29 protein-coding genes are annotated in these 25,788 nt (G+C 70.1%); 21 read left to right on the plus strand and 8 right to left on the minus strand.

Annotated features, from left to right (window positions below):
• Window positions 1–3: 3 nt before the first annotated feature.
• Window positions 4–1,497 carry a carboxylesterase/lipase family protein gene (locus JOD27_RS30480; RefSeq protein ID WP_239569626.1) on the minus strand — a complete coding sequence of 498 codons (1,494 nt, stop codon included), beginning with the start codon at window positions 1,495–1,497 and terminating at the stop codon, window positions 4–6.
• A gap of 145 nt (window positions 1,498–1,642) precedes the next feature.
• Between JOD27_RS30480 and JOD27_RS30485 the strand changes: the two genes are divergently transcribed.
• From JOD27_RS30485 to JOD27_RS30495, 3 genes are read left to right on the plus strand one after another with little or no spacing between them, the layout of a single operon-like run.
• Window positions 1,643–2,296, plus strand: coding sequence for an HAD family hydrolase (locus tag JOD27_RS30485; protein ID WP_307830416.1), 654 nt, complete (start codon window positions 1,643–1,645; stop codon window positions 2,294–2,296).
• Entirely contained in the window at window positions 2,293–3,297 is a 1,005-nt protein-coding gene (locus JOD27_RS30490; protein ID WP_204765744.1) for a phosphotransferase family protein, read from the plus strand. Before JOD27_RS30485 ends, JOD27_RS30490 begins: the two co-directional genes overlap by 4 nt.
• A 1-nt stretch (window position 3,298) precedes the next feature.
• Complete coding sequence (locus tag JOD27_RS30495; RefSeq protein WP_204765745.1) at window positions 3,299–4,525, plus strand: acyl-CoA dehydrogenase family protein; 1,227 nt, start codon at window positions 3,299–3,301, stop codon at window positions 4,523–4,525.
• A 53-nt stretch (window positions 4,526–4,578) separates the two neighbouring features.
• Here JOD27_RS30495 and JOD27_RS30500 read toward each other — a convergent pair whose 3' ends face one another.
• From JOD27_RS30500 to JOD27_RS30515, 4 genes are all read right to left on the minus strand, one after another.
• On the minus strand, window positions 4,579–5,040 hold the full coding sequence (locus tag JOD27_RS30500) for a hypothetical protein (protein ID WP_204765746.1): 462 nt from the start codon (window positions 5,038–5,040) through the stop codon (window positions 4,579–4,581).
• Between the two features lie 109 nt (window positions 5,041–5,149).
• Window positions 5,150–5,773: a hypothetical protein gene (locus JOD27_RS30505; RefSeq protein ID WP_204765747.1), complete on the minus strand. Its 624-nt coding sequence runs from the start codon at window positions 5,771–5,773 to the stop codon at window positions 5,150–5,152.
• Between the two features lie 110 nt (window positions 5,774–5,883).
• Window positions 5,884–6,597, minus strand: a complete 714-nt coding sequence (locus JOD27_RS30510) for a poly-gamma-glutamate hydrolase family protein (protein ID WP_239569628.1) — start codon at window positions 6,595–6,597, stop codon at window positions 5,884–5,886.
• A gap of 54 nt (window positions 6,598–6,651) precedes the next feature.
• Window positions 6,652–7,083, minus strand: coding sequence for an Hsp20/alpha crystallin family protein (locus JOD27_RS30515; RefSeq protein WP_204765749.1), 432 nt, complete (start codon window positions 7,081–7,083; stop codon window positions 6,652–6,654).
• Window positions 7,084–7,185: 102 nt separating this feature from the next.
• Between JOD27_RS30515 and JOD27_RS30520 the strand changes: the two genes are divergently transcribed.
• Window positions 7,186–7,731, plus strand: a complete 546-nt coding sequence (locus JOD27_RS30520) for an HSP18 transcriptional regulator (protein WP_204765750.1) — start codon at window positions 7,186–7,188, stop codon at window positions 7,729–7,731.
• A gap of 263 nt (window positions 7,732–7,994) precedes the next feature.
• Here the strand turns inward: JOD27_RS30520 and JOD27_RS30525 are convergent, their stop codons facing one another.
• On the minus strand, window positions 7,995–8,843 hold the full coding sequence (locus tag JOD27_RS30525) for a S66 peptidase family protein (protein ID WP_307830417.1): 849 nt from the start codon (window positions 8,841–8,843) through the stop codon (window positions 7,995–7,997).
• Window positions 8,840–10,726, minus strand: a complete 1,887-nt coding sequence (locus JOD27_RS30530) for a prolyl oligopeptidase family serine peptidase (RefSeq protein WP_204765751.1) — start codon at window positions 10,724–10,726, stop codon at window positions 8,840–8,842. Before JOD27_RS30530 ends, JOD27_RS30525 begins: the two co-directional genes overlap by 4 nt.
• A gap of 78 nt (window positions 10,727–10,804) precedes the next feature.
• Here JOD27_RS30530 and JOD27_RS30535 point away from each other — a divergent pair, with 78 nt between their 5' ends.
• Together JOD27_RS30535 and JOD27_RS30540 are read left to right on the plus strand one after the other, a co-directional pair.
• Window positions 10,805–11,371 carry a DUF3090 domain-containing protein gene (locus JOD27_RS30535; protein ID WP_189251517.1) on the plus strand — a complete coding sequence of 189 codons (567 nt, stop codon included), beginning with the start codon at window positions 10,805–10,807 and terminating at the stop codon, window positions 11,369–11,371.
• 1 nt (window position 11,372) lies between these two features.
• A complete protein-coding gene (locus JOD27_RS30540) occupies window positions 11,373–12,161 on the plus strand; it encodes an SCO1664 family protein (protein WP_204765752.1) in 789 nt (262 codons plus the stop codon).
• Here JOD27_RS30540 and JOD27_RS30545 read toward each other — a convergent pair.
• Window positions 12,158–12,403 (minus strand): hypothetical protein, encoded by a 246-nt coding sequence (locus tag JOD27_RS30545; RefSeq protein ID WP_204765753.1) that lies wholly within the window; start codon window positions 12,401–12,403, stop codon window positions 12,158–12,160. The genes JOD27_RS30540 and JOD27_RS30545 overlap by 4 nt on opposite strands.
• A 38-nt stretch (window positions 12,404–12,441) precedes the next feature.
• Here JOD27_RS30545 and JOD27_RS30550 point away from each other — a divergent pair, with 38 nt between their 5' ends.
• From JOD27_RS30550 to JOD27_RS30620, 15 genes are all read left to right on the plus strand, one after another.
• Window positions 12,442–13,476: a S66 family peptidase gene (locus JOD27_RS30550; protein WP_204765754.1), complete on the plus strand. Its 1,035-nt coding sequence runs from the start codon at window positions 12,442–12,444 to the stop codon at window positions 13,474–13,476.
• 98 nt (window positions 13,477–13,574) lie between these two features.
• Entirely contained in the window at window positions 13,575–14,003 is a 429-nt protein-coding gene (locus JOD27_RS30555) for a hypothetical protein (protein WP_204765755.1), read from the plus strand.
• A 5-nt stretch (window positions 14,004–14,008) separates the two neighbouring features.
• Window positions 14,009–14,710 carry an aminoglycoside phosphotransferase family protein gene (locus JOD27_RS30560; protein WP_204765756.1) on the plus strand — a complete coding sequence of 234 codons (702 nt, stop codon included), beginning with the start codon at window positions 14,009–14,011 and terminating at the stop codon, window positions 14,708–14,710.
• A gap of 127 nt (window positions 14,711–14,837) precedes the next feature.
• Window positions 14,838–15,656: a DUF3097 domain-containing protein gene (locus tag JOD27_RS30565; RefSeq protein WP_204765757.1), complete on the plus strand. Its 819-nt coding sequence runs from the start codon at window positions 14,838–14,840 to the stop codon at window positions 15,654–15,656.
• Window positions 15,657–15,733: 77 nt separating this feature from the next.
• On the plus strand, window positions 15,734–16,159 hold the full coding sequence (locus JOD27_RS30570) for an NfeD family protein (protein ID WP_204765758.1): 426 nt from the start codon (window positions 15,734–15,736) through the stop codon (window positions 16,157–16,159).
• 47 nt (window positions 16,160–16,206) lie between these two features.
• Window positions 16,207–17,394, plus strand: a complete 1,188-nt coding sequence (locus JOD27_RS30575) for an SPFH domain-containing protein (protein ID WP_372441762.1) — start codon at window positions 16,207–16,209, stop codon at window positions 17,392–17,394.
• Between the two features lie 161 nt (window positions 17,395–17,555).
• Entirely contained in the window at window positions 17,556–17,978 is a 423-nt protein-coding gene (locus tag JOD27_RS30580) for a YciI family protein (protein WP_204765759.1), read from the plus strand.
• A 14-nt stretch (window positions 17,979–17,992) separates the two neighbouring features.
• Entirely contained in the window at window positions 17,993–19,285 is a 1,293-nt protein-coding gene (locus JOD27_RS30585) for an RNA polymerase sigma factor (RefSeq protein ID WP_204765760.1), read from the plus strand.
• Between the two features lie 4 nt (window positions 19,286–19,289).
• Entirely contained in the window at window positions 19,290–20,345 is a 1,056-nt protein-coding gene (locus JOD27_RS46880) for a sensor histidine kinase (protein ID WP_204765761.1), read from the plus strand.
• The gene (locus JOD27_RS30595; protein ID WP_204765762.1) at window positions 20,342–20,992 is read left to right on the plus strand and encodes a response regulator; all 651 of its coding nucleotides are present in this window, start codon (window positions 20,342–20,344) and stop codon (window positions 20,990–20,992) included. Before JOD27_RS46880 ends, JOD27_RS30595 begins: the two co-directional genes overlap by 4 nt.
• Window positions 20,993–21,108: 116 nt before the next feature.
• The gene (locus JOD27_RS30600; RefSeq protein ID WP_204765763.1) at window positions 21,109–22,032 is read left to right on the plus strand and encodes a hypothetical protein; all 924 of its coding nucleotides are present in this window, start codon (window positions 21,109–21,111) and stop codon (window positions 22,030–22,032) included.
• The gene (locus JOD27_RS30605) at window positions 22,029–23,054 is read left to right on the plus strand and encodes a hypothetical protein (RefSeq protein WP_204765764.1); all 1,026 of its coding nucleotides are present in this window, start codon (window positions 22,029–22,031) and stop codon (window positions 23,052–23,054) included. Before JOD27_RS30600 ends, JOD27_RS30605 begins: the two co-directional genes overlap by 4 nt.
• Window positions 23,051–24,085, plus strand: coding sequence for a cache domain-containing protein (locus JOD27_RS30610; protein ID WP_204765765.1), 1,035 nt, complete (start codon window positions 23,051–23,053; stop codon window positions 24,083–24,085). The genes JOD27_RS30605 and JOD27_RS30610 overlap by 4 nt, the downstream gene beginning before the upstream one ends.
• Window positions 24,086–25,267: a poly-gamma-glutamate synthase PgsB gene (gene pgsB / locus JOD27_RS30615; protein ID WP_204765766.1), complete on the plus strand. Its 1,182-nt coding sequence runs from the start codon at window positions 24,086–24,088 to the stop codon at window positions 25,265–25,267. It abuts the gene before it with no gap.
• Complete coding sequence (locus tag JOD27_RS30620; RefSeq protein WP_204765767.1) at window positions 25,261–25,743, plus strand: poly-gamma-glutamate biosynthesis protein PgsC/CapC; 483 nt, start codon at window positions 25,261–25,263, stop codon at window positions 25,741–25,743. Before pgsB ends, JOD27_RS30620 begins: the two co-directional genes overlap by 7 nt.
• Window positions 25,744–25,788 lie beyond the last annotated feature (45 nt).

Raw genomic sequence — 25,788 nt, forward strand, 5'->3', positions numbered from 1 at the left:
GTCCTACAGCATGGACGACCAGAACCCGCACTGATGATCACGAGCGAAATCGGTGCCGGTGATTGCACCGGGTGCCAGTGACCGCACCTGCGAACGCCACCCCGGATCACCGGTGCGCGCGAAGTGGCCCCACGCCGCGATCATGTAGTCCGACACCTTCTTCTGCGCGGCCGTGAGCGGTGCGCCCAGGTCGAACAGCATCAGCAGCTCGGAGCCGTGATACGCCTTGTAGTCCGGGAACGGCGGCAACGGGAAGATCATCGGGATGTCCTGGTCGGCGAACTCGTACCCGGACACCCGCGCGTACCGCCCGAGCTGCCGGCGCGCCTGCTGCGACGGGCACGACCATCCCTTGTCCGTCAGCGCCGTCGCCAGCTCGTCGCGGGCGTCGTTGTTGCCGTTCACCGGATAACGGGCCGCCACACGATCGGCGTCGCGCTCACCGAACAACTGACCCAGCACCGCCCGGTAGCCGGACTCCGGGATCGGCTGCGGGAAGATCAGCGGCGCGAACAACGTCATCTCGTCGTGCGTCGACCCGACCATCGTCGGCACGTGGTGCATCCGCCCGGTTCGCTGCGCCACCACCGGATCCACCGGCAACACCGCGGTGTCGTAGGCGGGCGCGTTGAAGAGGCCGTGCACGGTGAGCAGCTTGTCCACCGGCTGCTGCCGCAGACACGCGAGGTCGGGGCACCCGAGCGTGCCCGCGCCCTGCTTCTCCACGTCGGTCCGCGTCCGCCAGATGTGGACGAACTCGCCGGGCTTCGTGCCCGGTGTGGTGAGCCCGCACGGACCCGACTGGATGATCGCCTTGGCGAACAGCCCCGCCGCCCGCGGTGACGCCAGCTGCGCACACACGCTCAACCCGCCGGCCGACTCACCGAACACCGTGACGTTGCGCGGATTGCCGCCGAACGCGGCCGCGTTGCGCTGTACCCACCGCAACCCGGCCTGCTGGTCGGCCAGACCGAACGCGCCCGACCCCGGCAGACCGGGGTGACCGAAGAACCCGAACACCCCGAGCCGGTAGTTCACCGTCACCACGACGACGTCGTTCTTCGTGGCCAGCCACCGCGCGTCATACGACGACGCCGACCCCGCGGTGAACGCGCCACCATGGATCCACACCATCACCGGCCGTGGTTTCACCGCCTTCTTCGCCGGGGTCACGACGTTGAGGTACAGGCAGTCCTCGACCTGCGACGGCGGCTGGCCCAGCTGCGAGTTCTGCGCGCACACCGGCGCGGGCATCGTCGCATCCCGGACCCCCTGCCACGCCGAGGCCGGCTGCGGGTCCTTCCACCGGTTCTCACCCACCGGTGGGGCGGCGAACGGAATGTTGCCGAACGTGCGATATGTGCTGGTCACCGTCCCCGAGACCAGGCCCTTGTCGGTGCTGACGACCCGCCCGTCCCCGTCCGCCTGCGCCCCTGGGACCTGGATGAGGGCAATCGCCGTCGCGGCGGCCGAGGCCACCGTCACCATCCTGTTCATCAGTTGCCGAACCCCCTTCGGGCTCGAACGTAGCGCGGCCCGCAATGGGTTGAAAAGCGCTGAAGGATGACCTGTCCCATCCTCGAAAGTCGGTGTTCGACACCACCGGTTGCCGACATACCGACCGGTCGGTACCCTCCGGTTCGTGGGTGACACGACACTTCCCGAACCGCTCGTCGACGCGCTCGTCTTCGACTGGGGCGGCGTCATGACGGTCTCCGTGCCCGAGTTCGTCGGCGCGTGGCTGCACGCCGAGGCCATCGACCGCGACGTCTACAACCGCATCATGCGCGAGTGGCTCAGCCGCGACGCCCGGCCCGGCAATCCGGTGTTCCGCCTGGAGACCGGTGAGCTCAGCGTCGCGGAGTTCGAACGGCTGCTCGCCGCCGAGCTGATCACCACCAGTGGTGAGAAGGTCGACGAGACCGGGCTGCTGCGGCGCATGTTCGGCGGCGCCACCCCCGACCCGGCGATGGTCGAGCTCGTCCGCAAGGCGCGTGCGGCCGGCCTGCACACCGCGCTGCTGTCCAACAGCTGGGGCGAGGGCTACCCGAAGGACCTGCTGATCGAGCTGTTCGACACCGTCGTGATCAGCGGCCGCGTCGGCCTGCGCAAACCCGACGAGCGCATCTACCTGCACACCCTCGAACAGATCGGCGTTCCCGCCGGTCGTGCCGTGTTCTTCGACGACGCGCCGGTCAACGTCGAAGCCGCCCACGCCGTCGGCATGCACGCCTTCCGCCACACCACCGCCGACACCACCCGCGCCCACCTCGCCACCCTCGGAGTGACCCTGTGACCGCACTGCCCGGCCTCGACCTGGAGGCACTCGCCGCACACCTGGGCACAGGTCCGCTCACCGGCGAGCTGTTCCCCGGCGGTCGTTCCAACCTCACCTACCGCGTCACCGACGGCACTCAGCGCTGGGTCCTGCGCCGCCCGCCCCTGGGGCACGTGCTGGCCACCGCGCACGACATGGCCCGAGAGTTCCGGGTCATCTCCGCCCTCGCGCCGACGTCGGTGCCGGTGCCGCACGCCCACCAGCTCGTCGAGGACACCTCCGTCATCGGCGCGCCGTTCTACCTGATGGAGGAGATGCCGGGCGCCGCGCTGCGGGAGCGGTCGCAGTGCCCGTGGCTCACCCCCGGCATGGCCCGCACACTGTCGGAGCGGCTCGTCGACGTGCTCGCCGACCTGCACTCCGTCGACCCCTCGTCGGTCGGCCTGCAGGACTTCGGCCGGCCGGAGGGGTTCCTCACCCGGCAGGTCACCCGGTGGGGCAAGCAGCTCGACGCCTCCCGCAGCCGCGACCTGCCCGGCATCGACGACCTGCGCGACAAGCTCGCCGACACCGTGCCCGCCTCGGGCCGCGCCGCGATCATCCACGGCGACTACCGCCTCGACAACGCCCTCGTCACCCAGGACCCGCTGCAGATCAGCGCCGTCCTGGACTGGGAGATGGCCACCCTGGGCGACCCGCTCGCCGATCTCGGCCTGCTCTACGTCTACTGGGCGGGCCTCGGCGTCGACAACGACCCCATCACCGGCAGCGTCCCTTCGATGCCAGGCTTCCTCTCCGCCGACGAGCTCGTCGCCCGCTACACCGAGCGCACCGGCACCGACACCTCCGGCCTCGGCTGGTACATCGCCTTCGGCTACTTCAAGCTCGCCGTGATCGTCGAAGGCATCCACTACCGCTTCGCCAGCGGCAAGACCGTCGGAGCCGGCTTCGAGAAGCTCGGCGCCTTCACCGTCCCCCTCGTGCGGCAGGGACTCGCCGCCGCCCACAAGGAGCTCTGACATGGACTTCGCCTACGACGCCAAAACCGAGGAACTGCGGTCGAAGCTGCTCGCCTTCATGGACTCCCACGTCTACCCGGCCGAAGCCGTCCTGGAGCAGCAGCTGCACGACGCCGCCGACCCGTGGGAACGCCAGCCCATCCTCGAGGAGCTGAAGGCGGAAGCACGCCGCCAGGGCCTGTGGAACCTGTTCCTGCCCGCCACAAATGATTCCGGGCGCGAGCACGGTGCGGGCCTGACGAACCTGCAGTACGCGCCGCTCGCGGAGATCACCGGCCGCAGCCCCCACCTCGCCCCCGAGGCGCTCAACTGCGCCGCGCCGGACACCGGCAACATGGAGGTGCTGGCGATGTTCGGCACCGACGAGCAGAAGAAGCAGTGGCTGCAGCCGTTGCTCGACGGCGAGATCCGCTCGGCGTTCTGCATGACCGAACCCGATGTGGCCTCCTCCGACGCCACCAACATCGCCACCCGCATCGAACGCGACGGCGACGACTACGTCATCAACGGCCGCAAATGGTGGTCCTCGGGCGCGATGAACCCCAACTGCGCCATCTTGATCGTGATGGGCAAGACGGATCCCTCTGCCGACCGGCACCGCCAGCAGTCGCAGATCCTCGTCCCGCGCGACACCCCCGGCATCACCGTCAAGCGCGCCATGCACGTCTTCGGCTACCAGGACTACGCCCACGGTGGCCACGCCGAGATCGAGTTCAAGGACGTGCGCGTGCCCGCGTCCAACCTCATCGCCGGTGAGGGCGAGGGCTTCGCCATCGCCCAGGCCCGCCTCGGCCCCGGCCGCATCCACCACTGCATGCGCCTGATCGGCATGGCCGAACGCGCCCTCGAACTGATGTGCCGCCGGGCCGCGTCCCGCGTCGCGTTCGGCAAGCCCATCGCCGCCCAGGGCGTCGTGCACGAGTGGATCGCCGAGTCCCGCGTCCGCATCGAACAGGCCAGGCTGCTCGTGCTCAAGACCGCGTGGCTGATGGACACCGTCGGCAACAAGGGCGCCCACACCGAGATCCAGGCCATCAAGATCGGCACCCCGCTGATGACCGAATGGGTCATCGACAAGGCCATCCAGGCCCACGGCGGCGCCGGCGTCAGCCAGGACTTCCCGCTCGCCGAACTCTTCGCCGCCACCCGCACCCTGCGCATCGCCGACGGCCCGGACGAGGTCCACCGCATGTCGCTGGCCAAGCGAGAGCTCAAGAAGTACCTGTAGACGTGCCGCGGGGCGGGCCGACGTGGCGGCCCGCCCCGGACAGCGCTGATCGATCAGGTCTGGTGGACCAGGGTCGCGCCGGTGAAGAAGTCCTCCAGGGCCGCGGTGACCGACTCGTTCTCCGTCACGCACTTGTAGCCGGGCGGCTGCGCCCCTTTCAGCACGAGTCGCAACCTGGCGGTACCCGTGACGACGCCGTCCTCACCGATCGGGTACTCCGTCGCGTCCAGGGCGGACCCGAACCTGCGCACGCGCAGAACCGACGTGCCCTTCGTGCAGACCATGTTTACCTCGGCGGTCACCTTGACCGAGATCACGGTCTTGCCGCCCTCCACCTCCACGTCCACCTCTCGGAACGAGACGGTCGCGACGGCGCCGTCCCAGCTGACTTTGGTGTCCTCCGGCACGAAACGCGCCTCGGCCGCCAGTGCGGCGCCGGAACCGCCGGCCAGGACCGCCGTGAGGACCGTGGCCGTCGCGGCGAATCTCGCCAGAACCCGGCGTGCGGAAAGCATGCTCACCCCTTGTCAGGTCATCGGCCGGAGTTGATGAACGGCGCGTTTGTTCACCTCAGCTCAGGTGGACAAACGCGCCGTTCATCGCGAGCCGAGAGGGAATTCGCGGTCAGACCGGCTCGAAGTCCACCGGGATGTCGTTGTTGTTCTGGTCCTTGCCACCGCCGGACTCACCGTTGACGACCGTGAAGTCCTTGGTCGTGCCGTTGTAGTCCAGCCGCAACGTCTCGAAACCGATGCGCAGGGTGGACACGCCCCGCAACGCCGCGGCCGAGACCTTGAACTTGATGTCGATGTTGACGTCGATCAGCTGCTCGTCGCGGAAGGTCTCCTTCAGGACGCTCTGGCTCTTGTCCTTCTTGAAGCTCGCCACCCACACCTTCCAGCCCGACGACGACGGAAGGTTGTAGACCTGCCACAGGCTCACGAAGTTGTGGCTGCGGAGCCGGCCCGTGATGCGTCCCTCGAGGTCGAAACCCTGCGACTGGATCTTGATGTTCTTCAGCGAGCTGAAGCCGTGGAACGCGGTGACCTCGTCCGCGGCCGCCACCCTCTGGGACCCGGCGTCCGGGAGGATGAGGTCGAACTGGCCGTTGGACACATCGATGGTGATCGGGCTCGGCGCGCCGGCCGGACTGGCGGAAGCTGCAGTTCCCCCCGCGGTCAAGGCCATGACGCTGACAACGACCGCCACCGTCGCCTTGGCGCACTTTCTCCATGCACGGTTGTACATGTCCGCCTCTTTCAATGTCGGTATGCAGGGCCGAGGCGCTGAGGCCTCGTTCTTCCTGCGAATACCTCATCAGGAGGCACTGGACGTCGATTGGACGTCGATTGGACGCCCTAGTTGTTCAGGGCCTCGCGCGCCGCCAGCGCCGCCCGGCACGCGTGCACGAAGTCCCAGAACACCTCGGTCGTCGTGTGCCGCCGGTCCGACCGCGAGTTCTCCGCGAACATCGCCGAGCGCAGGGGAGTGGTGAGCTCCAGCTGCCCGCCCTGCCTGCCGCGCGTGCGGTTCGCGATGTTGGACCGGTCGTAGCCGCCCAGTATCGGGTGGTCGACGGCGTCGATCGTGTGGAACCCGGCCCGCCGCAACCGCGTCAGCAGCTCCAGCCGCAGCAACGCGTCACGGCCGCCGACCAGCACCGCCCGGTCGTGGTCCTCCAGGCCTGCCGCCGCGGCGGTGCAGCCGTGCAGGCCCAGCGCGTGCGAGGCGCCGGACACGAGATCACGGGCCACGTGGTCGTCGCAGTTGGACGAGGTGACGTGCAGCTCGTCGTTCGCGACCGACCGCAGGCCCTCGAACATCCAGTAGTCGTGCGTCTGGCCGATCGGCACGCGCGTGGACGGGTGGTAGCCCGCGATCGCCAGGCACAGTTCCGACGTGCCGACCTCGATGCCACCGCCGTGCGGGGCGAGGACGACAGAGGGGGTACGGGGGCGGTGCCGCTTGAAGCGGCGCCGGTAGTCCACCCGTTCCACCAGGCGGGGATCGGCGTAGAGGTCGGAATTGGACGCGTAGACGTCCAACGCCGTCCACTGGGGCTGGGGTCTCATGGCGGGCGGAAGCCTACCTGGCATCACCCGGTCGGCCGCCGCCCGCCGGGTGACTCACGCGTCGATCTGCTTGGGCGCGTCCTCGCCCGTGGTGATCGCGATCTTGCGGGGCTTCGCGCGCTCGGCGATCGGGATCCGCAGCGTCAGCACACCCGCGTCGTACTTGGCGTCGATGTGGTCGGTGTCGAGCGTGTCGCCGAGGAACAGCTGGCGCGAGAACGCGCCCAGGGGCCTCTCCGACACCTGCATCTCGACGTCCTTGCCGACCGGCCGGCGCTCGGCCTTGACGGTGAGCACGTTGCGCTCGACGTCGAGCTCGATGGCGTCCGGCGTGACACCGGGCAGGTCGAAGCACACGACGAACTGGTCGCCGTCGCGGTAGGCGTCCATCGGCATCGCCGTGGGGCGAGACCACGTCCCCGGAGTCCCGAAGACCTGCTGGGTCAGCCGGTCCAGCTCACGGAACGGGTCAGTGCGCATCAACATCTGACACCTCCTGTTATCCCTGTGGACTGTCAATGCGCTGTACCACCGTTGTAGCATGTCGTCGGAACGATGACAAGTGCCGAACGTCATCGGAAGGACGACATGACGAGCGACTACGAAACCGTCCGCGCGGCGGCCGCCGAACCGGGCGACGCCAACCAGGTCCTGGCCGCCCTGATGCTGCTGCGCAGGCTCCGCGACGAACTGTCCGGCTGGGAACCCCAGCTCATCGAAGCCGCCCGCGCCCTGGGCACGAGCTGGGCGGACCTCGCCCCGGCGCTGGGTGTCGCGAGCAGGCAGGCCGCCGAGAAGCGCTACCTGCGCGTGCGCCGCACCGGCGAGTCCGGCACCGGCGACGAACGCGTCCAGGCCGAACGCGACCGGCGCGCCGGCGACAAGGCCGTCGCTGCCTGGGCCCGCGAGAACGCGAGCGTCCTGCGCATGCTGGCCGCGCAGGTCGGGCCGCACGACCCCGCGGTGCAGCAGGCCCTCGGCGGTACGGACGCGGCAGGGCTGCTCGGGGCGCTGAACGAGGCCGCGCCAGCGCTGCGGGACGGGCAGCCGGGGCTCGCCGAGCAGATCACGAAGATCGGGCAGCACACCGACCAGCTGCGGCTGGACGCGCAGAACCGCCGCACCGGTCCGTGAGCACCCGATCTTGTCGGTAGTGCCGAGTACGGTGAAACGCAGGGGTTCCCAGCTCGGGGGGACGCCTGCGGCAGCGTGCCCAACGCCCAACCCGCACAGCGTTTCACCGACGCAGCGGACAGCGCCGTGCCATGCGGGGCGGAATGCCGGTCGGCCCAACGTGCCCGCACCCAGCTGCACGGCGTTTCACCGACACTCCGGACAGCGCCGGGTGAGGCAGGGCGGAGTGCCGTGGAAACTGGGGCGGCCCTGCGCCAGCGTGCCTACACCAGCGTCAACGTCCCCGCCGACGCGTCCAGCACCGCCTCCACCCCCAGTGGCAACGACCACTGGCCGGCGCAGTGCCCGAACCCGAACTCGCCCAGCACCGGCACCCCCAGCCCGGCCAGCCGGTCGTGCAGTACCGACGCCACGTCACCGCAGCCCGTCCACGACCCCAGCACGATCCCCGACACCGGTTCGAACCACCCGGCCCGCACCAGCTGCGTCAGGATCCGGTCCAGCCGGTAGGGCTCCTCACCGACGTCCTCCAGCAACGCGATCGCGCCGTCGACCGGCGGCGCCCACCGCGGCCCGCCCACCGCCGCCGCGAGCAACGCCGCGTTGCCGCCCGTCAGCACCCCACGCGCGGTCCCCGCCACCACAGGCGTTCCCGCCGTCCACGACGACACACCCTCGAACAACAACGCCCGCAGCCGAGCCTGCGCCACCGGGTCGTCCACGAAATCCGAGGTGCCCGGCATCGGCCCGAACACCGTCGCCTGACCCACCGCGTTCAACTCGGCGTGCAGCACCGTCACGTCCGACGACCCCACGAACACCCGAGGCGGCAGGTCCTTCCACGGCACCAGGTCCGTCATCCGCAGACACCCGTAACCGCCCCGCACACACACCACCGCGGCCACGTCCGAACACCACGCCGACACGAACTCCGCCGCCCGCGCCTCGTCCGACCCGGCCAGATACGGCAACGACCACGCCTCCACCACGGGTGTGGTGACCTCCAGGCCCCACGAGCGCAGCACCGCCACACCCGCGCCGACCTTCGATGCCGAGGCCGGGCCGGCCGGTGACACCAGCGCGACCCGGTCCCCGCGAACCAGCAAGCTCACTCGGACAGTTCCAGCACCGGAACACCAGGCGGGACGAATCCGAAGACCTGGCCGTAGAACGACAGCTCCGCCTCCAGCGCCGCCTTGATGTTCTCGGCCTTGCGGAACCCGTGCTGCTCACCCTCGAACCTCAGGTAGGCGTGCCGGATCCCCGACCCCGCCAGGTCCGCGGCGAACCGGTCGGCCTGCTCCGGCGGGCAGATCTCGTCCTCCAGGCCCTGCAGCAACAGCACCGGACCCGACACCGACCGCGCCCTCGTCGACGGCGACCGCTCCCGATAGCGCTCCTCCGCCTCCGGCAGCCTGCCGACCAGGCCCTCGACGTAGCGGGACTCGAAGTCGTGCGTCTCGCCGCCCTCCGACGTCCAGCCCTTCAGGTCCAGGATCGGGAACGCCACCATGCCGCACTGGTACACGTCCGTCGAGGTCAGCGACGCCGCCGACGTCCAGCCACCCGCCGAACCACCCCGGATGCCCAGCCGCTGCGGATCCGCCGTGCCCTCCTTCGCGAGCTGCTGGGCCACGAACGCGCAGTCCTCCACGTCCACGACACCCCACTGCTCGCGCAGCCGCTCCCGGAACGCCCGCCCGTACCCGGTCGAGCCGCCGTAGTTCACCGCCACCACACCGATGCCGCGGCTGGTCAGATACGCGATGTCGGAGTCCAGCTTCGGCAGTGCCCGCCCCGTGGGACCGCCGTGCACGTGCACCACGTACGGCGGCAGCTCACCCTCGGGTGCCGCGAAGTCAGGGTTCGACGGCGGATACACGTACGCCGGGATCTCGCCGAACATCCGCTCCACCGGCACCGGCACGTACGCGTCCTGCGGCGACGACTCGCCCCCGGTCAGATACGTCAGCTCACCGTTGGACAGATCCAGCCGCACGACCGCGAACTCCGACGTCGGCCCCGCCGCACCGCACACCACCACGCCGTCGCGCACCGACAGGTCCGGCGCCCACGTCGGCAGATCGGTCTCCACATCGGTCACCGTCGCCGACCGCTCGTCCAGCACCGCCAGGTGCCCGGACCGCACCACCAGGTAGCGGCCGGGAGACAGCGTCGCGAACCAGCGGTTGCCCAGCCGCCACATCGGGCCGCCCAGCTCCTGCTCGCACGGCGCCAGGTTCGCGCGCGACCCGTCCAGGCCGACGCGGAAGAGGTTCCACCAGCCGTCCGGGTCCGTCAGCGCCAGCAGCGAGTCGCCCTCCCACTCGAACTGGCACACCGCCTCCGTCTCCGATCCGCACAGCACCCGGTGCCCGGCCGACCCGACCTCAGCCACGCACAGCTCGGTGCCGTCCCACGGCATCTGCGGGTGGTTCCAGCCGATCCACGCGAACTTCGTGCCGTCCGGGCTGACCTTCGGGCCCGTCATGAAGTGGTGCGAGGCGCCCAGCACCCGCACCTCACCCTCGGCGGTGATCGCCACCAGCTCGCGGCGCACGTCGGTGCGCGCGTCACCGGTGATCGTCTCCCGCACGCACCACACCTCACCGTCCGGGCCCGCGGACAGGTCGGCGTAGCGCATGCCGTGGAGCCGCTCCGGCTCCGGTGTCAGCGGGGTCGGCCGCGGGTCGTCCGGGTTGAACACGTACACGCGCTGGTCGTTCCAATGCGTGAACGCCACCCTGTCCTCGGCCAGCACCACGAACGGCCTGCCGCCGTACTCGTGTACCCGGTTGCGGGCGTTCCACGGCGCGGGCAGCACCTCCACACCGTCACGCACCAGCGCCACCCTGCCGCCCTCGGCCGGCCGGCTCTCCGCCCACCACACCCGCTCACCGTGCAGGTCGGCCCACTGGAACCCACCACCCGGCTTCGAGGTGTCGCCGGCGCTGATCGGCGAGGTCCACGTCCCGTACGAAGCGATCTTCACCACAACCCGACCCTATACGCGGAGTGTTTGGTGGGGGAGGACCTGCCGACGATCTCCGCGTGGCCTAGGGTCGTAAGGGCCATGGCTCGCGTCATTCACGTATTCCGCGCACCCGACCGGTTCGTCGCAGGAACCGTCGGGCAGCCCGGCGACCGCACCTTCTACCTGCAGGCCTCCGAGCAGAGCAGGTTGATCAGCGTCGCCTTGGAGAAGCAGCAGGTCCAGGTCCTCGCCGAACGCATCGGCTCGCTGCTCGAGGAGGTGCACCGCCGCTTCGGCACCGACGTGCCCGACGACGCGCCGCCCGACGACCTCGACACCGAACCCCTCGACGTGCCCGTCGAGGAGGAGTTCCGCGTCGGCACCATGGGACTCGGCTGGGACGCCGAGAGCAAAGCCGTCGTGATCGAACTCCTCGCGATCTCCGAGGAGGAGGTCGACGAGGCCGTCGTGCTCGACGACACCGAGGAAGGCCCCGACGCCGTGCGGGTCTTCCTCTCCCCGTCCGCCGCCCGCGCCTTCGCCGAGCGCGCCGACCGCGTCGTCAACGCCGGCCGCAAACCCTGCCCCCTGTGCGCCGAACCGCTCGACCCGGACGGCCACATCTGCCCGCGGCAGAACGGCTACCGCCGCACCGAAGAAGACTGACATGGACACCGCCGCGGCCCTGGAGTTACTCCACCACGGCCGCATCGAGGTCGAAGGTCGCCTCGTCGACGCCTCCAACGCCACCCTGTTCTGCAAGATCACGCTGAACGGCGTCGACGCGCAGTGCGTCTACAAACCCGTGCGCGGCGAACGTCCCCTGTGGGATTTCCCCGACGGCACCCTCGCGGGCCGCGAGGTGGCCACCTACCTGATCTCCGCTGGCGCGGGCCTCGACCTGGTGCCACCCACGGTGCTGCGGCCCGGCCCGTTCGGCAGCGGCATGGTCCAGCTCTGGGTCGACACCCGCGAAGAGGACGAACTCGTCGACATCGTCGGCGTCGAGGACGTCAAACCCGGCTGGATCCCCGTCTTCCACGCCCACGACCGCTTCGGCGACCCCGCCGTCCTCGTCCACGCCGACCACCCGCGCATCGCCCTCATGTCCGCCTTCGACGTCGTCGTCAACAACGCCGACCGCAAAGGCGGCCACGTCCTGCACGCCCTCGACGGCTCCGTCTACGGCGTCGACCACGGCATCTGCCTGCACACCGAACCCAAACTCCGCACCGTGCTGTGGGGCTGGGCCCGCGAACCGCTGCCCGCCGAGGTCCTCGACGCCCTGCGCCGCCTGCGCTCCGCCCTCGACGGCACGCTGGGGGAGTCGCTGCACGACCACCTCACCCGCGCCGAAGTCCGCGCCGTGGGCGAACGCACCGACAAGCTCCTCGCCGCCGGCGTCTACCCCGAACCGTCCGGCGACTGGCCCGCCATCCCCTGGCCCGCCTTCTAGGTCAACTGCTCGGCCAGCGCCGCGATCTCGGCCCCGTCGTACTCGCGCAGGATCCGGCGCACACCGCTGCGGAACGACTGGTGCTGCTCCCCGGACAGTCCGTATCGCCGCACCTCGATCTCCCACAACGCGTTGTCGTCGACGGCCTCGCTGAGCGCCCGCAACCCGTGCCTCGCGTCGACACGCCGGTGCAGACAGCGCTGCGACGCGGGCCAGCGCGCCACGATCTCCGCCAGCAACACCAGGTGACACGCCCCGCGCGTTACTACGCTCGGCAGCCATGTCGATGATCAATCCACCCAAGCCCCAGCCCGGTGACCGGGTCGCGATCGTCTCCCCGGCCGCGGGCTTACCCGGCCTGTACCCATTGCCCTACGAGCTGGGCCTGCACCGCCTGAAAACCGAGTTCGGCCTGGAACCGGTCGAATACCCCACCACCCGCAAGATGGGTGCCTCCCCGCAGGAACGTGCCGCCGACCTGCACGAGGCGTTCGCCGATCCGACGATCAAGGCCGTGATCGCCACCATCGGCGGTGACGACCAGATCACCGTGCTGCCGCACCTCGACGAGGCCCTGATCACCGCCAACCCCAAGCCGTTCTTCGGGCACAGTGACAACACGAACATGCTGCTGTGGCTCGCCAACCGCGGCATCGTCGGGTTCTCCGGCGGCAGCGTCATGGTCCACTTCGGACGGCCCGGCGCCATGCACCCGGTCAGTGCCCAGTCGCTGCGGGCCGCGTTGTTCACGCCGGGCGAGTACCGGCTGACCGAGACCTTCGCCTACGGCGACAAGGACCTGCCGTGGGAGGAGCCGGGCACGTTCGACGCCGAGCCGCTGCTCGAGGCGAGCGGCGGGTGGATCTGGCACCAGGCTGACCAGGTGGTGCGGGGCAGGTCGTGGGGCGGCAACCTGGAGATCCTGTCGTGGCTGATGATGGCCGACAAGGAGATCAAGACGCCCGAGCACTACGAGGGTGCCGTCCTGTTCTTCGAGACCTCCGAGGAGATGCCCAGCGACGTCGAGGTCTACCGGATCCTGCGCAACATGGGGGAGCGCGGGCTGCTGCGGCGGTTCGCGGCAGTGCTGGTCGGGCGGCCCAAGTCGTGGTTCTTCACCAACCAGGACACCGACCGCGCCACCTACACCAGCGCGCAACGCGAGGCCGTGCTCAAGGCGTTCGGGCAGTACGCGCCGGACACGATGATCGTGTTCGACGTCGACCTCGGCCACACCGACCCGCAGGTCGTCATCCCGGTCGGCGGCACGATCACGGTCGACGGGCCGCAGCGCGCGATCACCGTCACCTACTGAGTCCAAATGAGATGCGTTTGACGCGCGGATCACTGGGCCCTATCTTCGTGAAGGCGTTCTGACCTGCGAAAACATGTGCGTTGCGAATGCGGGAGAAGATGGCGCAAGCAGAACGGATCGTCGTGGTCGGCGCGGCCGATCTCGGCGCGAGAGCAGCCGTGTGCCTGGCCCGCAGGTTCGGGCCGGTACACCTCATCGGCCCCGGTGCCGACGCGCTCGCCGAGATCGGTGTGCGGCGCTACCCGCGCGCCATCGTCCGGGACTTCGACCTCGACACGCCCGCGGTGATCGTCGACAACGACGGCGGCCGCCTGCAGCGGCTGGTGTGCGACCGGCTCGTCGTGGTCGGCTGGCCCGTGCCGCTGCTGCCGGTCAACCGGTGGGTGATCGACGGCAAGGTCGCCGTCGCGGGCGACGGCGCGGACCTGAAACTCCTCTCCACCTGCTTCGACGTCAACGGACTGTGGCGCCCGGCGCTGGCCGAGTACCAGGTCCGCCGCCAGGCGGGAGCCGACTCGCTAGCCTGAACCAGGTGATCGACGAGGACGCCAGATCCCGGCTCATCAGACGTTTCGGCCCCGACGTGACGCGGTGGATCGACGCACTGCCCGGCCTGATCGACACCCTGACCACCCGCTGGGGCCTCACCGTCTCCGAACTCATGCCCGGCGGCACCGGCGCCACCTTCCTGTGCGCCGGCGCCGTGCTGAAGGTGACCCCGGACCACGACGTCGCCGCCCTCGAAGCCCGCGCCCTCACCGCCTGGGCCGACACGCCCGCGATGGTCGACGTGCTCGACACCGACCTCGCCCGCGGCGCCCTGCTGCTGGAGAGGATCACCCCCGGCACCCCCGCCGACGAACCGGCCCGGGTCGTGCCGGAACTGCACGCCGCGAACCCGGCGGGCTTCCCACCGCTCAAGGCCCGCGTCGACTTCCTCTTCGAAACCCTGCTGACCCGCCGCACCGGCACCTACTACGCCACCGAACACCACCGCGCCCGCAAACTCGCCGAGGACGACGTCGCCCAGGTGCTGCTGCACGGCGACATGCACCCCGGCAACGTCCTGCAAGGCCCGCACGGCCCGAAAGCCATCGACCCGCGTGCCCACGTCGGCGACCCGGCGTTCGACTGGATGGACTTCGTGCACGACGGCCACGACCTGCACGGCGCCGACGTCGACCTGGACCGCGTCCACGAGTGGCTGACCGCCTTCAAACCGTTCTACGGCTAGCGCACCGCACAGCGCGGACCTGGCAGGGTTCCCGCCCGAACAGCAGAGCGCCCGCGAACTCGCCCGAGCACGAGTCGATCGCGGCGTTCAAGCCACTGTTCGGTTACTACGGCTAGGGTTTCGGGTCGTGCGATCCCACGACTACGGCCGCGACGTCCTGTCCACCCCGAAGCGCAAGAAGGTCCCGGAGATCCCGGCCGAACCCGGCCTCGTCGTCGAGGACCCCGCCAGCGGCTTCTGCGGCGCCGTCGTGAAGTACGAGCACGGCCAGGTCGTCCTGGAGGACCGCCACGGCCGCCACCGCCTGTTCCCGCTCAACCCCGCCGGGTTCCTGCTCGACGGCCGGCCGGTCACGCTCGTCAAACCCGCGCCGCAGCAACAGAGACCCCGCATCAGCGCGTCCGGCTCGGTCCGGGTCGAGGGGCTGCGCGCGCAGACCGCGAAGGCCAGCCGCATCTGGGTCGAGGGCAAGCACGACGCCGAGCTCGTCGAACGCGTCTGGGGGCACGACCTGCGGGTCGAGGGCATCGTCGTGGAACCGCTCGACGGCGTCGACGAGCTCCCGCAGCGCATCACCGAGTTCGGCACCGCGCCGCACCGCCGCCTCGGCGTGCTGGTCGACCACCTCGTCGCGGGCTCCAAGGAACAGCGCATCGTCGAGCAGGTCCGCGACGCCAACGTCCTGGTCACCGGCCACCCCTACGTCGACATCTGGCAGGCCGTGAAGCCGGAGGCCCTCAGGATCGAGGCTTGGCCCGTGATCCCCAGGAACGTCCCGTGGAAGGAAGGCGTCTGCGCGGCACTGGGCTGGGGCGAGACCTGGGAGGGCTGGCAGCGTGTGCTGGGCGCGGTCGGCAGCTACCGCGACATCGAGTCCGACCTGCTCGGCGCGGTCGAGCGGCTGATCGACTTCGTCACCGCCGGGCCCGACGGCATCGGTGGTTGATCGATTTCGTTACGGTCGGGGGCCCAGCACGGTGAATCTCGGAGCCGCGTGCTCCCCGGTGGTGTATGTATGGGCGCATGGCCGCGCTGATCTGGCTGATCGTCGGGATCCTGCTCGTCGTCGCCGAGGTTCTCTCCGGTGACTTCGTGCTGGTCATGCTCGGCGCAGCCGCTCTGGCCGCGGCGGGTGCGTCCGCGCTGGGTGCCGCCGACCTGGTGAGCGTGCTCGTCTTCGCCGCGTCCTCGCTCGGCCTGATCGTCGGCGCCAGGCCGGTGCTCAAGAGGCGGCTGCAGCTCGGCTCGGGGATCAAGATGCACCACGAGGCGCTGCTGGGCAGCAAGGCCATCGCGTTGACCGCGGTCGACGAGAACGGCGGGCAGGTCAAGATCGGCGGCGACACCTGGAGCGCGCGCACCCTCGACGGGTCCGTGATCGAGGCAGGCGAGGCCGTCACCGTTGTCGAGATCTCGGGCGCGACCGCCGTGGTCATAGCCGCGGTGTGAAGCACTTTCCAGTGAGGATGTGAACGGAGTTGGACCCGATCACCGCTGTGGTCGTGGCCGTCATTGCGATCTTCGTGCTGACCATCGCCGTCAAGTCGGTGCTGGTCATCCCGCAGGCGCAGGCCGCCGTCATCGAACGCCTCGGCCGCTTCCGCACCACCGCGGCGCCCGGCCTGAACATCATCGTGCCGTTCATCGACAAGGTGCGCGCCCGCATCGACCTGCGCGAGCAGGTCGTGTCGTTCCCGCCGCAGCCGGTGATCACCCAGGACAACCTCACGGTGTCCATCGACACGGTCGTGTACTTCCAGGTCACCGACCCGCGCAGCGCGGTGTACGAGATCTCCAACTACATCGTCGGTGTCGAGCAGCTGACGATCACGACGCTGCGCAACCTCGTCGGTGGCATGAGCCTGGAGGAGACCCTCACCTCCCGCGACCACATCAACGGCCAGCTGCGCGGTGTCCTCGACGAGGCGACCGGCCGGTGGGGCCTGCGCGTCGCCCGCGTCGAGCTGAAGTCCATCGACCCGCCACCGTCCATCCAGGACTCGATGGAGAAGCAGATGCGCGCCGACCGCGAGAAGCGCGCCATGATCCTCACCGCAGAGGGCCAGCGGGAGTCGTCGATCAAGACCGCCGAGGGCCAGAAGCAGTCGCAGATCCTCGCCGCCGAGGGCGCCAAGCAGGCGGCGATCCTCGCCGCGGAGGCCGAGCGGCAGTCGCAGATCCTGCGCGCGCAGGGTGAACGTGCCGCCCGCTACCTGCAGGCCCAGGGTCAGGCCAAGGCCATCGAGAAGGTCTTCGGCGCGATCAAGGACGGCAAGCCCACCCCTGAGGTGCTCGCGTACCAGTACCTGCAGACGCTGCCGCAGATGGCGCAAGGCGACGCGAACAAGGTCTGGATGATCCCGTCCGACTACGGCAAGGCCCTCGAGGGGTTCGCCCGCATGCTCGGCGCGCCCGGCGACGACGGCGTCTTCCGCTACGAGCCGCCGGCCGACAACGCCACGCGGCCCAAGCCCGAGGACGACGACGAGTCGATCGCCGACTGGTTCGACACCGCGCCGGACCCGAAGGTCGCCGAGGCCGTCGCCGCCGCCGAAGCCGTGGCGCGCAAGGAGGTCCCCGGTCCGCTGAGCACCCCGCCGCGGCCGGTCGCCTCCGCCTCGCCGGTGCCGGAGCTCGAGGCGGAGCAGCCACGCTCCCTGCACCAGCCCGACGACGAGGCCTGACCCCCGCTTTGCACGATGAAGGGAACGGTCATCCACCTCACGGGGTGACCGTTCCCTTCATGAATTTCTGGGGTGGGTGTCGATTGAACGGGATGCCCGTTCGACCTCGGCGTGAAAGGGTCCACAACGGACCCGCACGATCCCACTGGGGAGTGACACACATGAAGTTCATGCTGATCTGGCGCCAGACCTCCGCCGACGCCTGGGACAGCCTGGGCGAGATCGACTTCGACAAGATGCTCGAGACCGTCGGCCGGTTCAACGAGGAGATGATCGAGGCGGGCGTGCTGCTCGCCGCGGAAGGTCTCGCACCGGCGGAGGAAGGCGTCGTCGTCGACTTCGGAAGCGAACCGCCCGTCGTCACCGACGGACCGTACGGCGAGACCAAGGAGCTGTTCAACGGCTTCTACCTGATCAACGTTCCCACGATCGAGGACGCCGTCGAGTGGGCCAAGCGCGTCCCGCTCACCGGTCCCGGTTTCAAGACCGAGATCCGCCGCGTCCCCACGATCGACGAGTTCCCCCAGGACAACGAGTGGATCAAGAAGGAGCGGGCGTGGCGCGAGGCGAACAACCAGCTCTGATTTGATCTCCAGCCATGAGCGACCCCACCGGCCGCAAGGCCGTAGCCGCGGTGTGGCGCATCGAGTCCGCGCGGATCATCGGTGCGCTGACCCGCTACACCGGCGACTTCGCGCTGGCAGAGGACCTCGCCCAGGAAGCACTGGCCGAGGCGCTGGTGACCTGGCCGCGCGAAGGCGTGCCGAACAACCCGGCCGGATGGTTGCTCACGGTCGGCCGGCGCCGCGCGATCGACGCGTTCCGCCGCCGCAGCACCCGTGACGAGAAGTACGCCGCCCTCGCCCACAACCTGACCGAGGGCGGCGCGCTCACCGGTGCCACCGACCCCGGACCCGCGCCCGACGACGTGCTGTGGGACCCGGACCAGATCGACGACGACACCCTCGCGCTGATCTTCACCTCGTGTCACCCGGTGCTGTCGCGCGAGGCCGGTGTGGCGTTGACGTTGCGCGTGATCGGCGGTCTGACCAGCGACGAGATCGCGCGGGCTTTCCTGGTGCCGACCGCGACCGTGCAGGCGCGCATCACCAGGGCGAAGAAGACCCTGGGCGCGGCGAACGTGCCGTTCGAGGTGCCTCCGGTCAACGAACGCCCCGCCCGCCTCGCCCAGGTCCTCAGCGTCATCTACCTGATCTTCACCGAGGGCTCCTCGGCCAGCTCCGGTGACGAGGTCATGCGCCTCGACCTCGCCGGGGAGGCTCAGCGGCTGGCGCGGATCCTGTCGCGGCTGATGCCGGGCGAACCCGAGGTCCACAGCCTGCTCGCGTTGCTCGAGCTCACCGCCGCCCGCTTCCCGGCCCGCCGCGGCCCCGATGGCGAGACGGTGCTGCTGGAGGACCAGGACCGCCGCCGCTGGGACCGGTCCGCGATCGCCCGCGGCCGGGCGGCGCTGGCCAAGGCCGCTGAGGCGGGCCGCGGCTACGGCTACTACGGGCTGCAGGCCGCGATCGCCGAGTGCCACGCGCTGGCACCGTCGGTCGAGCAGACCAACTGGGACCGCATCGTCGCGCTCTACGAGGGGCTCGGCCGCCTCGCCCCGTCGCCGGTCGTGGAGCTCAACCGGGCGGTCGCGGTCTCGATGGCGAAGGGACCCGCCGAGGCGCTGCCGATCGTCGACGAACTCGCCGCGGGCGACGCGTTCAAGGACTCGCACCAGCTACCCGGCGTGCGCGGCGAGCTGCTGCGCAGGCTCGGCCGGTTCGACGAGGCGCGAGCGGAGTTCGAGACGGCCGTTCGGCTGTGCGGCAACGAGCGTGAACGCGCTGTGCTGACCCGCAAGCTCGCCGGTCTGGTGACACCGGGAAACTGAACGTGTGCGTTTCGAGGCGGGCCGGCCGGGTTTCGGCGGGCGAAAACGGGAACTGCTGACCGACGTCGCGGCCGTCGTGGTGTGCGGTGGCATCGACCTCATCTCGGCGGACGGGCTCGGCGAGGCGGGCTGGGCGGTCGGTGCCGCCGGTCTGCTCTCGGTGCGCAGGAAGTTCCCCGCGGCCGTGGCGGTGCTGGTCGCCTCGATCGACTTCCTGGCGCCCGGCCAGGTCTTCGCGGCGTTGTTCTGCGCCCTGTACACGGTCGGCACCCACGCTCGCGTGGTCTCCGGTTCGCTCGCGGTCGTCGCGGCCGCGGTGGGCTTCGCGATCCCGGCGTGGGATGACGAGGAGCAGCTCAACGTCATCTTCGTCGCTTCGGAGATGGTGTTGCAGCTCCTGCTCCCGCTCGCGATCGGCCTGTACGTCCGGCGTTCCCGGCAGATGGCGGAGATGCAGCGGGATCAGGCCGTCGCGCGGGAGCGTTCCAGGATCGCCCGTGAGATGCACGACGTGCTCGGCCACAAACTGAGCCTCATCGCATTGCACGCGGGAAAGCTGGAACTCAGCGGCACCCCGGACAGCGCGGCCACCGAAACCGCGCAGCTGCTCGGCGGGACCAGCCGCGCCGCCATGCGGGACCTGCGTCAGATCATCGGAGTGCTGGACGCGGAACCGGTGACCGTGGCCGGCCTCACCGATCTCATCGACAGCTCGCGCCGCGCGGGTGTGCGGGTCGAGGCCGCGTTGTCCGATGTCCCGCCGGAGCTGTCCGACGCCGTGCGGCGCGTGGTGCAGGAGGCGTTGACCAACGTGCACAAGCACGCCGGACCGGTTGACGTCGTCGTCGAGTTCAAGACCGTGCAGGGCAGGCCGCGGCTGACGGTCCGCAACAGTCCACCGGCACGACCACCCCGGACCCGCGGCACCGGCACCGGCAGGGGCCTGGCCACGCTTGCCGCTGAGGTCGCGGGGGCAGGCGGCGAGTTGAGCTGGGGACCAGAGGCAGACGGAGGTTTCGTGGTGACGGCGGTGTTCGAGGAGGGCGAGGGCGTCCGATGATCTCCGTTGTCGTCGCCGACGACGAGCAGCTGGTCAGGGCGGGCATCCGGGGCGTGCTCGAGACGGCGGAGGACATCATGGTCGTGGCCGAGGCCGCGAGCGGCTCCGAGGCGCTGCGGCTGGTTCATCGCCACCAGCCCGACATCCTGCTGCTGGACATCCACATGCCCGGCGGTGACGGCCTGGCCGCGGCCGAGATGGTGTGCAAGCACGTGCCGGCCACCGCGGTCGCCATGCTGACCACGTTCACCTACGACCGGTACGTCCAGCGCGCGCTGCATTCGGGGGCCGTCGGGTTCCTGCTCAAGGACATGGAGCCGCGAGCGCTCATCGACGCGGTGCGGGCGATCGCCGCGGGCGACGCGTTTCTCGCGCCGCGGGTGACCCGGTCGCTGCTCACCACGTTCCGCGACCGGGATCCGAGGCGCGGCAATCGCGCCCGAGCCCGGCTGGCCGGGCTGACCGACCTCGAACGCAAGGTCCTGCGGCTGCTCGCCCAGGGCCTGGCGAACGCGGAGATCGCGCGTTCCTGCCGGATGAGTGAAGGCTCGGTGAAGGCGCACGTGAGCCGCATGCTCGTGAAGCTGGACTGCGGCAATCGCGTGCAGCTGGCGGCGATCGCCTACGACGCGGAGGACAACTACTGACGGGCCGGGGGCAGCTGTCCGGGTGACTGGTCGTGAGCCCTCCAGGTGTCCAGTGGTGGCTGGACGATAGATACATCGCACGGCCACGCCGGTCGTGGCCGTGCCAGGTTCTATTTGTGATCAAACTTCGCTCGACCGTACGGGTCAGCGTGACGATCGTGGTCGCGATCGTCGTCGCCGGGCTCGTGCTGTATCTGCTTCCCACCGGCAAGAAGGACGACAAACCCGACACCGCCGGCAAGACCGACCTGCTTTCCGACGTTCAGCGGTTCTCCCAGGGCATGTCCGCGGAGACCGGCTACACGCGGCCGACCCAGGCCGAGCGCACCGCCGTGAGCAACGGCGTGCAGCGCGTTCTCGACAACGCGGCGGGTCAGGCCGGAGACGTGCTCGCCGCGGTGGGCTACACGATCCGCGAACGGGTCGACACCGCGACCAACCGTACGTTCTACGAGATCTCCGACAACGCCGTGGACTCCCGCGGCTGGGGCCGGATCATGATCGACACCTCGGAGAGCGCCCGCCTGGGCATCGAGGTCCCGCACCCCAAGGCCGACCAGGACAGCGAGTCGCTCGGCGTCGAGCTGTTCCGCAAGGCGCCGGGCTCGGTGCTGGTGGTCGCCGGGGCGCACCGCCGCGCCGCGGAGAACCGGGTGGCCGACATGGCGCACACGACCAGCAGCGTCTTCGAGGACCTGCACGAGCTGCTGGTGCGGCGCCGGATACCGGTCGTGCAGCTGCACGGGTTCCAGAACGAGACCGCTCCCGACAGCGACGTCGTCGTCTCCGCCGGACCACCACTGAAAAACCAGTTCGCGCAGCAGACCGCCCAGCGGCTGGAGTCGGCGGGCCTGTCGGTGTGCAAGCCGTGGGTGACCGGGTGCCCCGGTCTGGAGGCGACCACCAACGTGCAGGCGCGCTACTCCGACGAGCAGAAGGCCGACTTCGTCCACGTCGAGGTGTCCAGGGACATCCGCGACAGCCCGTCGGCCCGTGACCAGGTCGCGTCCGTGCTCGCGGTGAGGAAGGGCGACAGATGAGCCGCACCCGTGTCCCCGGCGTGCTGGCGCCCTGGATCACAGGGCTGGTCCTGTTCACGCTGCTGGCGGGCGGTGCGACCGCCTATCTGGCGCGGCCGCGCGCGGTGTCCCCGGTGCCCCAGTCCGTGCTCGACGCCCGGCGCGAGAGCGCGACCGCGGCCGCGCAGGCCATCACCCGGTCGCTCAACGGCGGGCTGAGCAGCATGGCCGAGGTCGCCACCGTCGTCGACGAATCCCTGCGGCAACGCAACCGCGCGTTGCTGATCCCGTTCCGGGCCCGGATCTGGAAGTCGCTCTACGTCCTGGACCAGACCACCAGGACCGTCATCGCCCAGGTCGGTGAGCCCGCCCAGCCCGCGGTGCTCGGTGAGCCCCTGCCCAAGGAGGCGGGCATGAAGATCGCCCAGGTCGGCACGACACACCAGATCGTGCAGTACACGCCCGTGGGCAAACCGGCGGAGGCGAAGTACCTGCTGGTCGGGCACTACGACCCGAACCGCCTGAGCGACCTGCTCACCGCGGCGGGTGCGGAGGGCACGTGGCTGGTCGACCGGTCCGGTGCGGCGATCGTCGGCGTGGGCACGAGCAAACAACCACCGGAGGGGTTCGTCCCACCCGAGGCGGATCCCGGCGAGAACGCCGCGGGCAGCCAGGCGCGGCAGGCGGGCGACCGGATGGATGTGCTCGCCTGGGCCTCCCTGACCGGACGGGCCCCGGCGAACGGTCTCGGCTGGAGCGTGGTGTCGGCCAAGCCGGTCACCGACGTCGCCGTGGCCACCGACGACTCCCGGCGTCGCGCGATCACCGCGGGCACGACGCTGGCGGCCCTGGTCGTGGTCGTGTTCGCGGCGCTGTTCCTGGTCGTGCAGCGGCCGATCCGCAGGCTGAGGCAGGTCAGCGGCGAGCCGGCAGCGCCAGCACCGAAGTACGGCGAGGCGGGCCGCGTCGCCCAAACGTTCGCCCAGGCCCGCACGCCCAAGGCCGACCAGACGGCCGACGAGGAACTGGCAGGCCGGAGATGACCACACGTTCCTGCCGTCACTTCCCGATCGCCCTCGCCGTCTGGACGCTCGGCGGCACCGCCTTCCTCGGCCTCGGCGCGGCCGTGGCGACCGCGCCGTCGTCCTGGCTGGTGGAGGACATTCCGCAGAGCGTCGTGACCGAACAGCAGACCCGCACGGCGCTGGCCGCCCGTCAGCTGCAACGAGCACTCGACAGCGGCGCGTCCGACCTCAACGCCGTCGCCGCGGGCATCAAGACGCTCCACGACGTCGACACCCCAGGCCGGTTGCTCACGCAGCTGATGTCCACGCGAACCCGGTACCGCGGAGCCGCCTACCTCTCACCGAGCGGCGCCGTGCTGGCCAAGGCCGGCGAGGACGTCGACGCGGGCGCGGTCGCCGCGTCGGACAAACCGGCGCTCGCGGCCGCCGCACCCCAGGGCGTGTCACCGCGGGTCTTCGTCGCGGTGCCGGTCACCGGTGACCGGGCGGGCCGGATCGTCGCCGAGTTCAAGCCGCAGTCGCTGATCTCGCCGCTCGCCCTGGCCGGTCCGGGAAACACGCGGCTGCTCAACGCCGACCGGCTGGTGATCGGCGCGACGTCGGGCTTCACCGCGTTCGAACCGCTGACCAGGCCGGACCTCGACCAGGCCGCCCAGTCCGCGCGCACCGCGGGAGCGGGGGCCGCCCTGCACGACGTCGACGGCCGCCGTCACCTCGTGAGCTGGGCGCCGGTGACCACGACCGAACAGACCCGGCAGCTCGGCCTCGTCGTGGTCACCGACCGGCCGGAGACGTCACTGACGCTTCCGCACTCGTCGGAACGCAACGAACTGGTCCTGCTGGGGGTGCTCATCGCGGCACTGACCGTCGTGGTCTTCGGCTGGTTGTACGCGGTGGTCATCAGCCCCCTGCTGGCGCTGGCCCGCGATGCCAGGCGGATCGCGGGCGGCGACACCGCCACACCGGTCATCGTCCGCCGCTACGACCATCTCGGCCTCGTCGCACGCGACCTCGAACGCGTCCGGCGCGACCTGCTCGGGAGGGCCTGAATGTTGTTCCTGTACACGGTGTTCGCCGCGGTCCTCGGCGTGCTGCTCGTCGCGGGGATCGTCGAGCAACGCCGGCACCTGCGCACGCTGCACGGCATTCCCAGCCGCATCCTCGTCAACGGCATCCGCGGCAAGAGCTCGGTCACCCGGCTGTGCGCCGGGGCGCTGCGCGGTGGTGGCCTGACGGTCGTCGCGAAGACCACCGGCACGGCGGCCCGGTTCATCCACCCGGACGCCACCGAGGAGCCGGTGTACCGCAAGTTCGGCATCGCGAACGTGGTCGAGCAGATCGGCATCGTGCGCCGCGCCGCGGCGGCCCGGCCGGACGTGCTGGTCATGGAGTGCATGGCGGTCATGCCGCCGCTGCAGGAGGTCAACCAGACCAAGCTCATCCAGTCCACCATCGGGGTGCTGAGCAACGTCCGCGAGGACCACCTGCAGGAGATGGGCCCGACATTGGAGGACGTGGCGCGGTCGCTGTCGCGGTCCATGCCCGTCGGCGGTGTCTGCGTCACGGCCGAACGCGACCTGCTGCACATCCTCCAGGAGGAAGCGGACAAGCGGTCGTGCCTGCTGATCGCCGTCGATCCCGACGACGTCACCGACGAGGAGCTGGACGGGTTCGCCTACCACTCCTTCAAGGAGAACGTCGCCATCTCGCTGGAGGTCGCCCGCCTGGTTGGGGTGCCGCGCGACCTGGCGCTGAAAGGAATGCAGGAGGCGCCGCCCGATCCCGGCGTGCTCACCGTCGAGTCCTACCGCTTCGGCACCAAGACGCTGCGGTTCGCCAACGTCTTCGCCGCCAACGATCCCAGGTCCACCGTGATGAACGTGCAACAGCTCATCGAGCGCCGGCAGATCCAGGCGCCGATCTTCACCCTGATCAACTGCCGTCCCGACCGGGTCGAACGCAACGGCCAGATGGGCGAGATCGTGCCGGAACTGCTCACCGACAAGCTCTTCGTGATCGGCCACCCCAGCCGATCGGCGCTGGCGAAGGTCCCACCGGGCTGGCAGGGCGAGGCGTTCGACCTGGGCGGTGCGAACCGGCCGGTCGAGGACATCCTGAAGGCCGTCGTCGACGAGATCGACGACGAGGCGTCGCTGGTCGCCATCGGCAACATCCACGGTCAGGGTGAGCTGCTGCTGGGCCACCTCGAACGGGCGGTGGAACGGTGCTGACCGCGACGCTGACGCCCGAGGTGGCGGTGCTGGCCATCGCGATCGGGCTGGTGTTCTCGCTCGGCTGCTACCTGGTGTCCAACCTCTCGCCAGGCGGGATGATCACGCCGGGCTGGCTCGGCCTGGCCCTGATCACCGACCCGCGCAGGCTGTGGATCATCGCCGGGGTCACCGTGGCGACCTACTTCGGGACACGGCTGCTGCAACGGCTGGTGATCCTCTACGGCAAGAGGCTCTTCGCCACGGTGCTGCTGCTCGGGGTGTTCCTGCAGCTGACGATCTTCCTGTTCCTGTCGAGCGACCGGCCGTTCCTGTTCTCCCACGGCACGCTCGGCTTCATCGTGCCCGGCCTGATCGCCTACCAGTGCGTGCGGCAGCCGATCAAGGCCACGCTGATCTCGACCAGCGTGGTCACCGGGCTGTCCTACGTCGTCCTGCTCGCCGGTGTCCTGCTCAACTTCCTGCCCCACCGGTAGCGCTCCCCGTTCGGGCGGCGTACGCGGGGCGCTTTCGTACGCTCA

The sequence above is a fragment of the Lentzea nigeriaca genome, assembly GCF_016907955.1.
In the GTDB taxonomy this organism is placed as follows: domain Bacteria; phylum Actinomycetota; class Actinomycetes; order Mycobacteriales; family Pseudonocardiaceae; genus Lentzea; species Lentzea nigeriaca.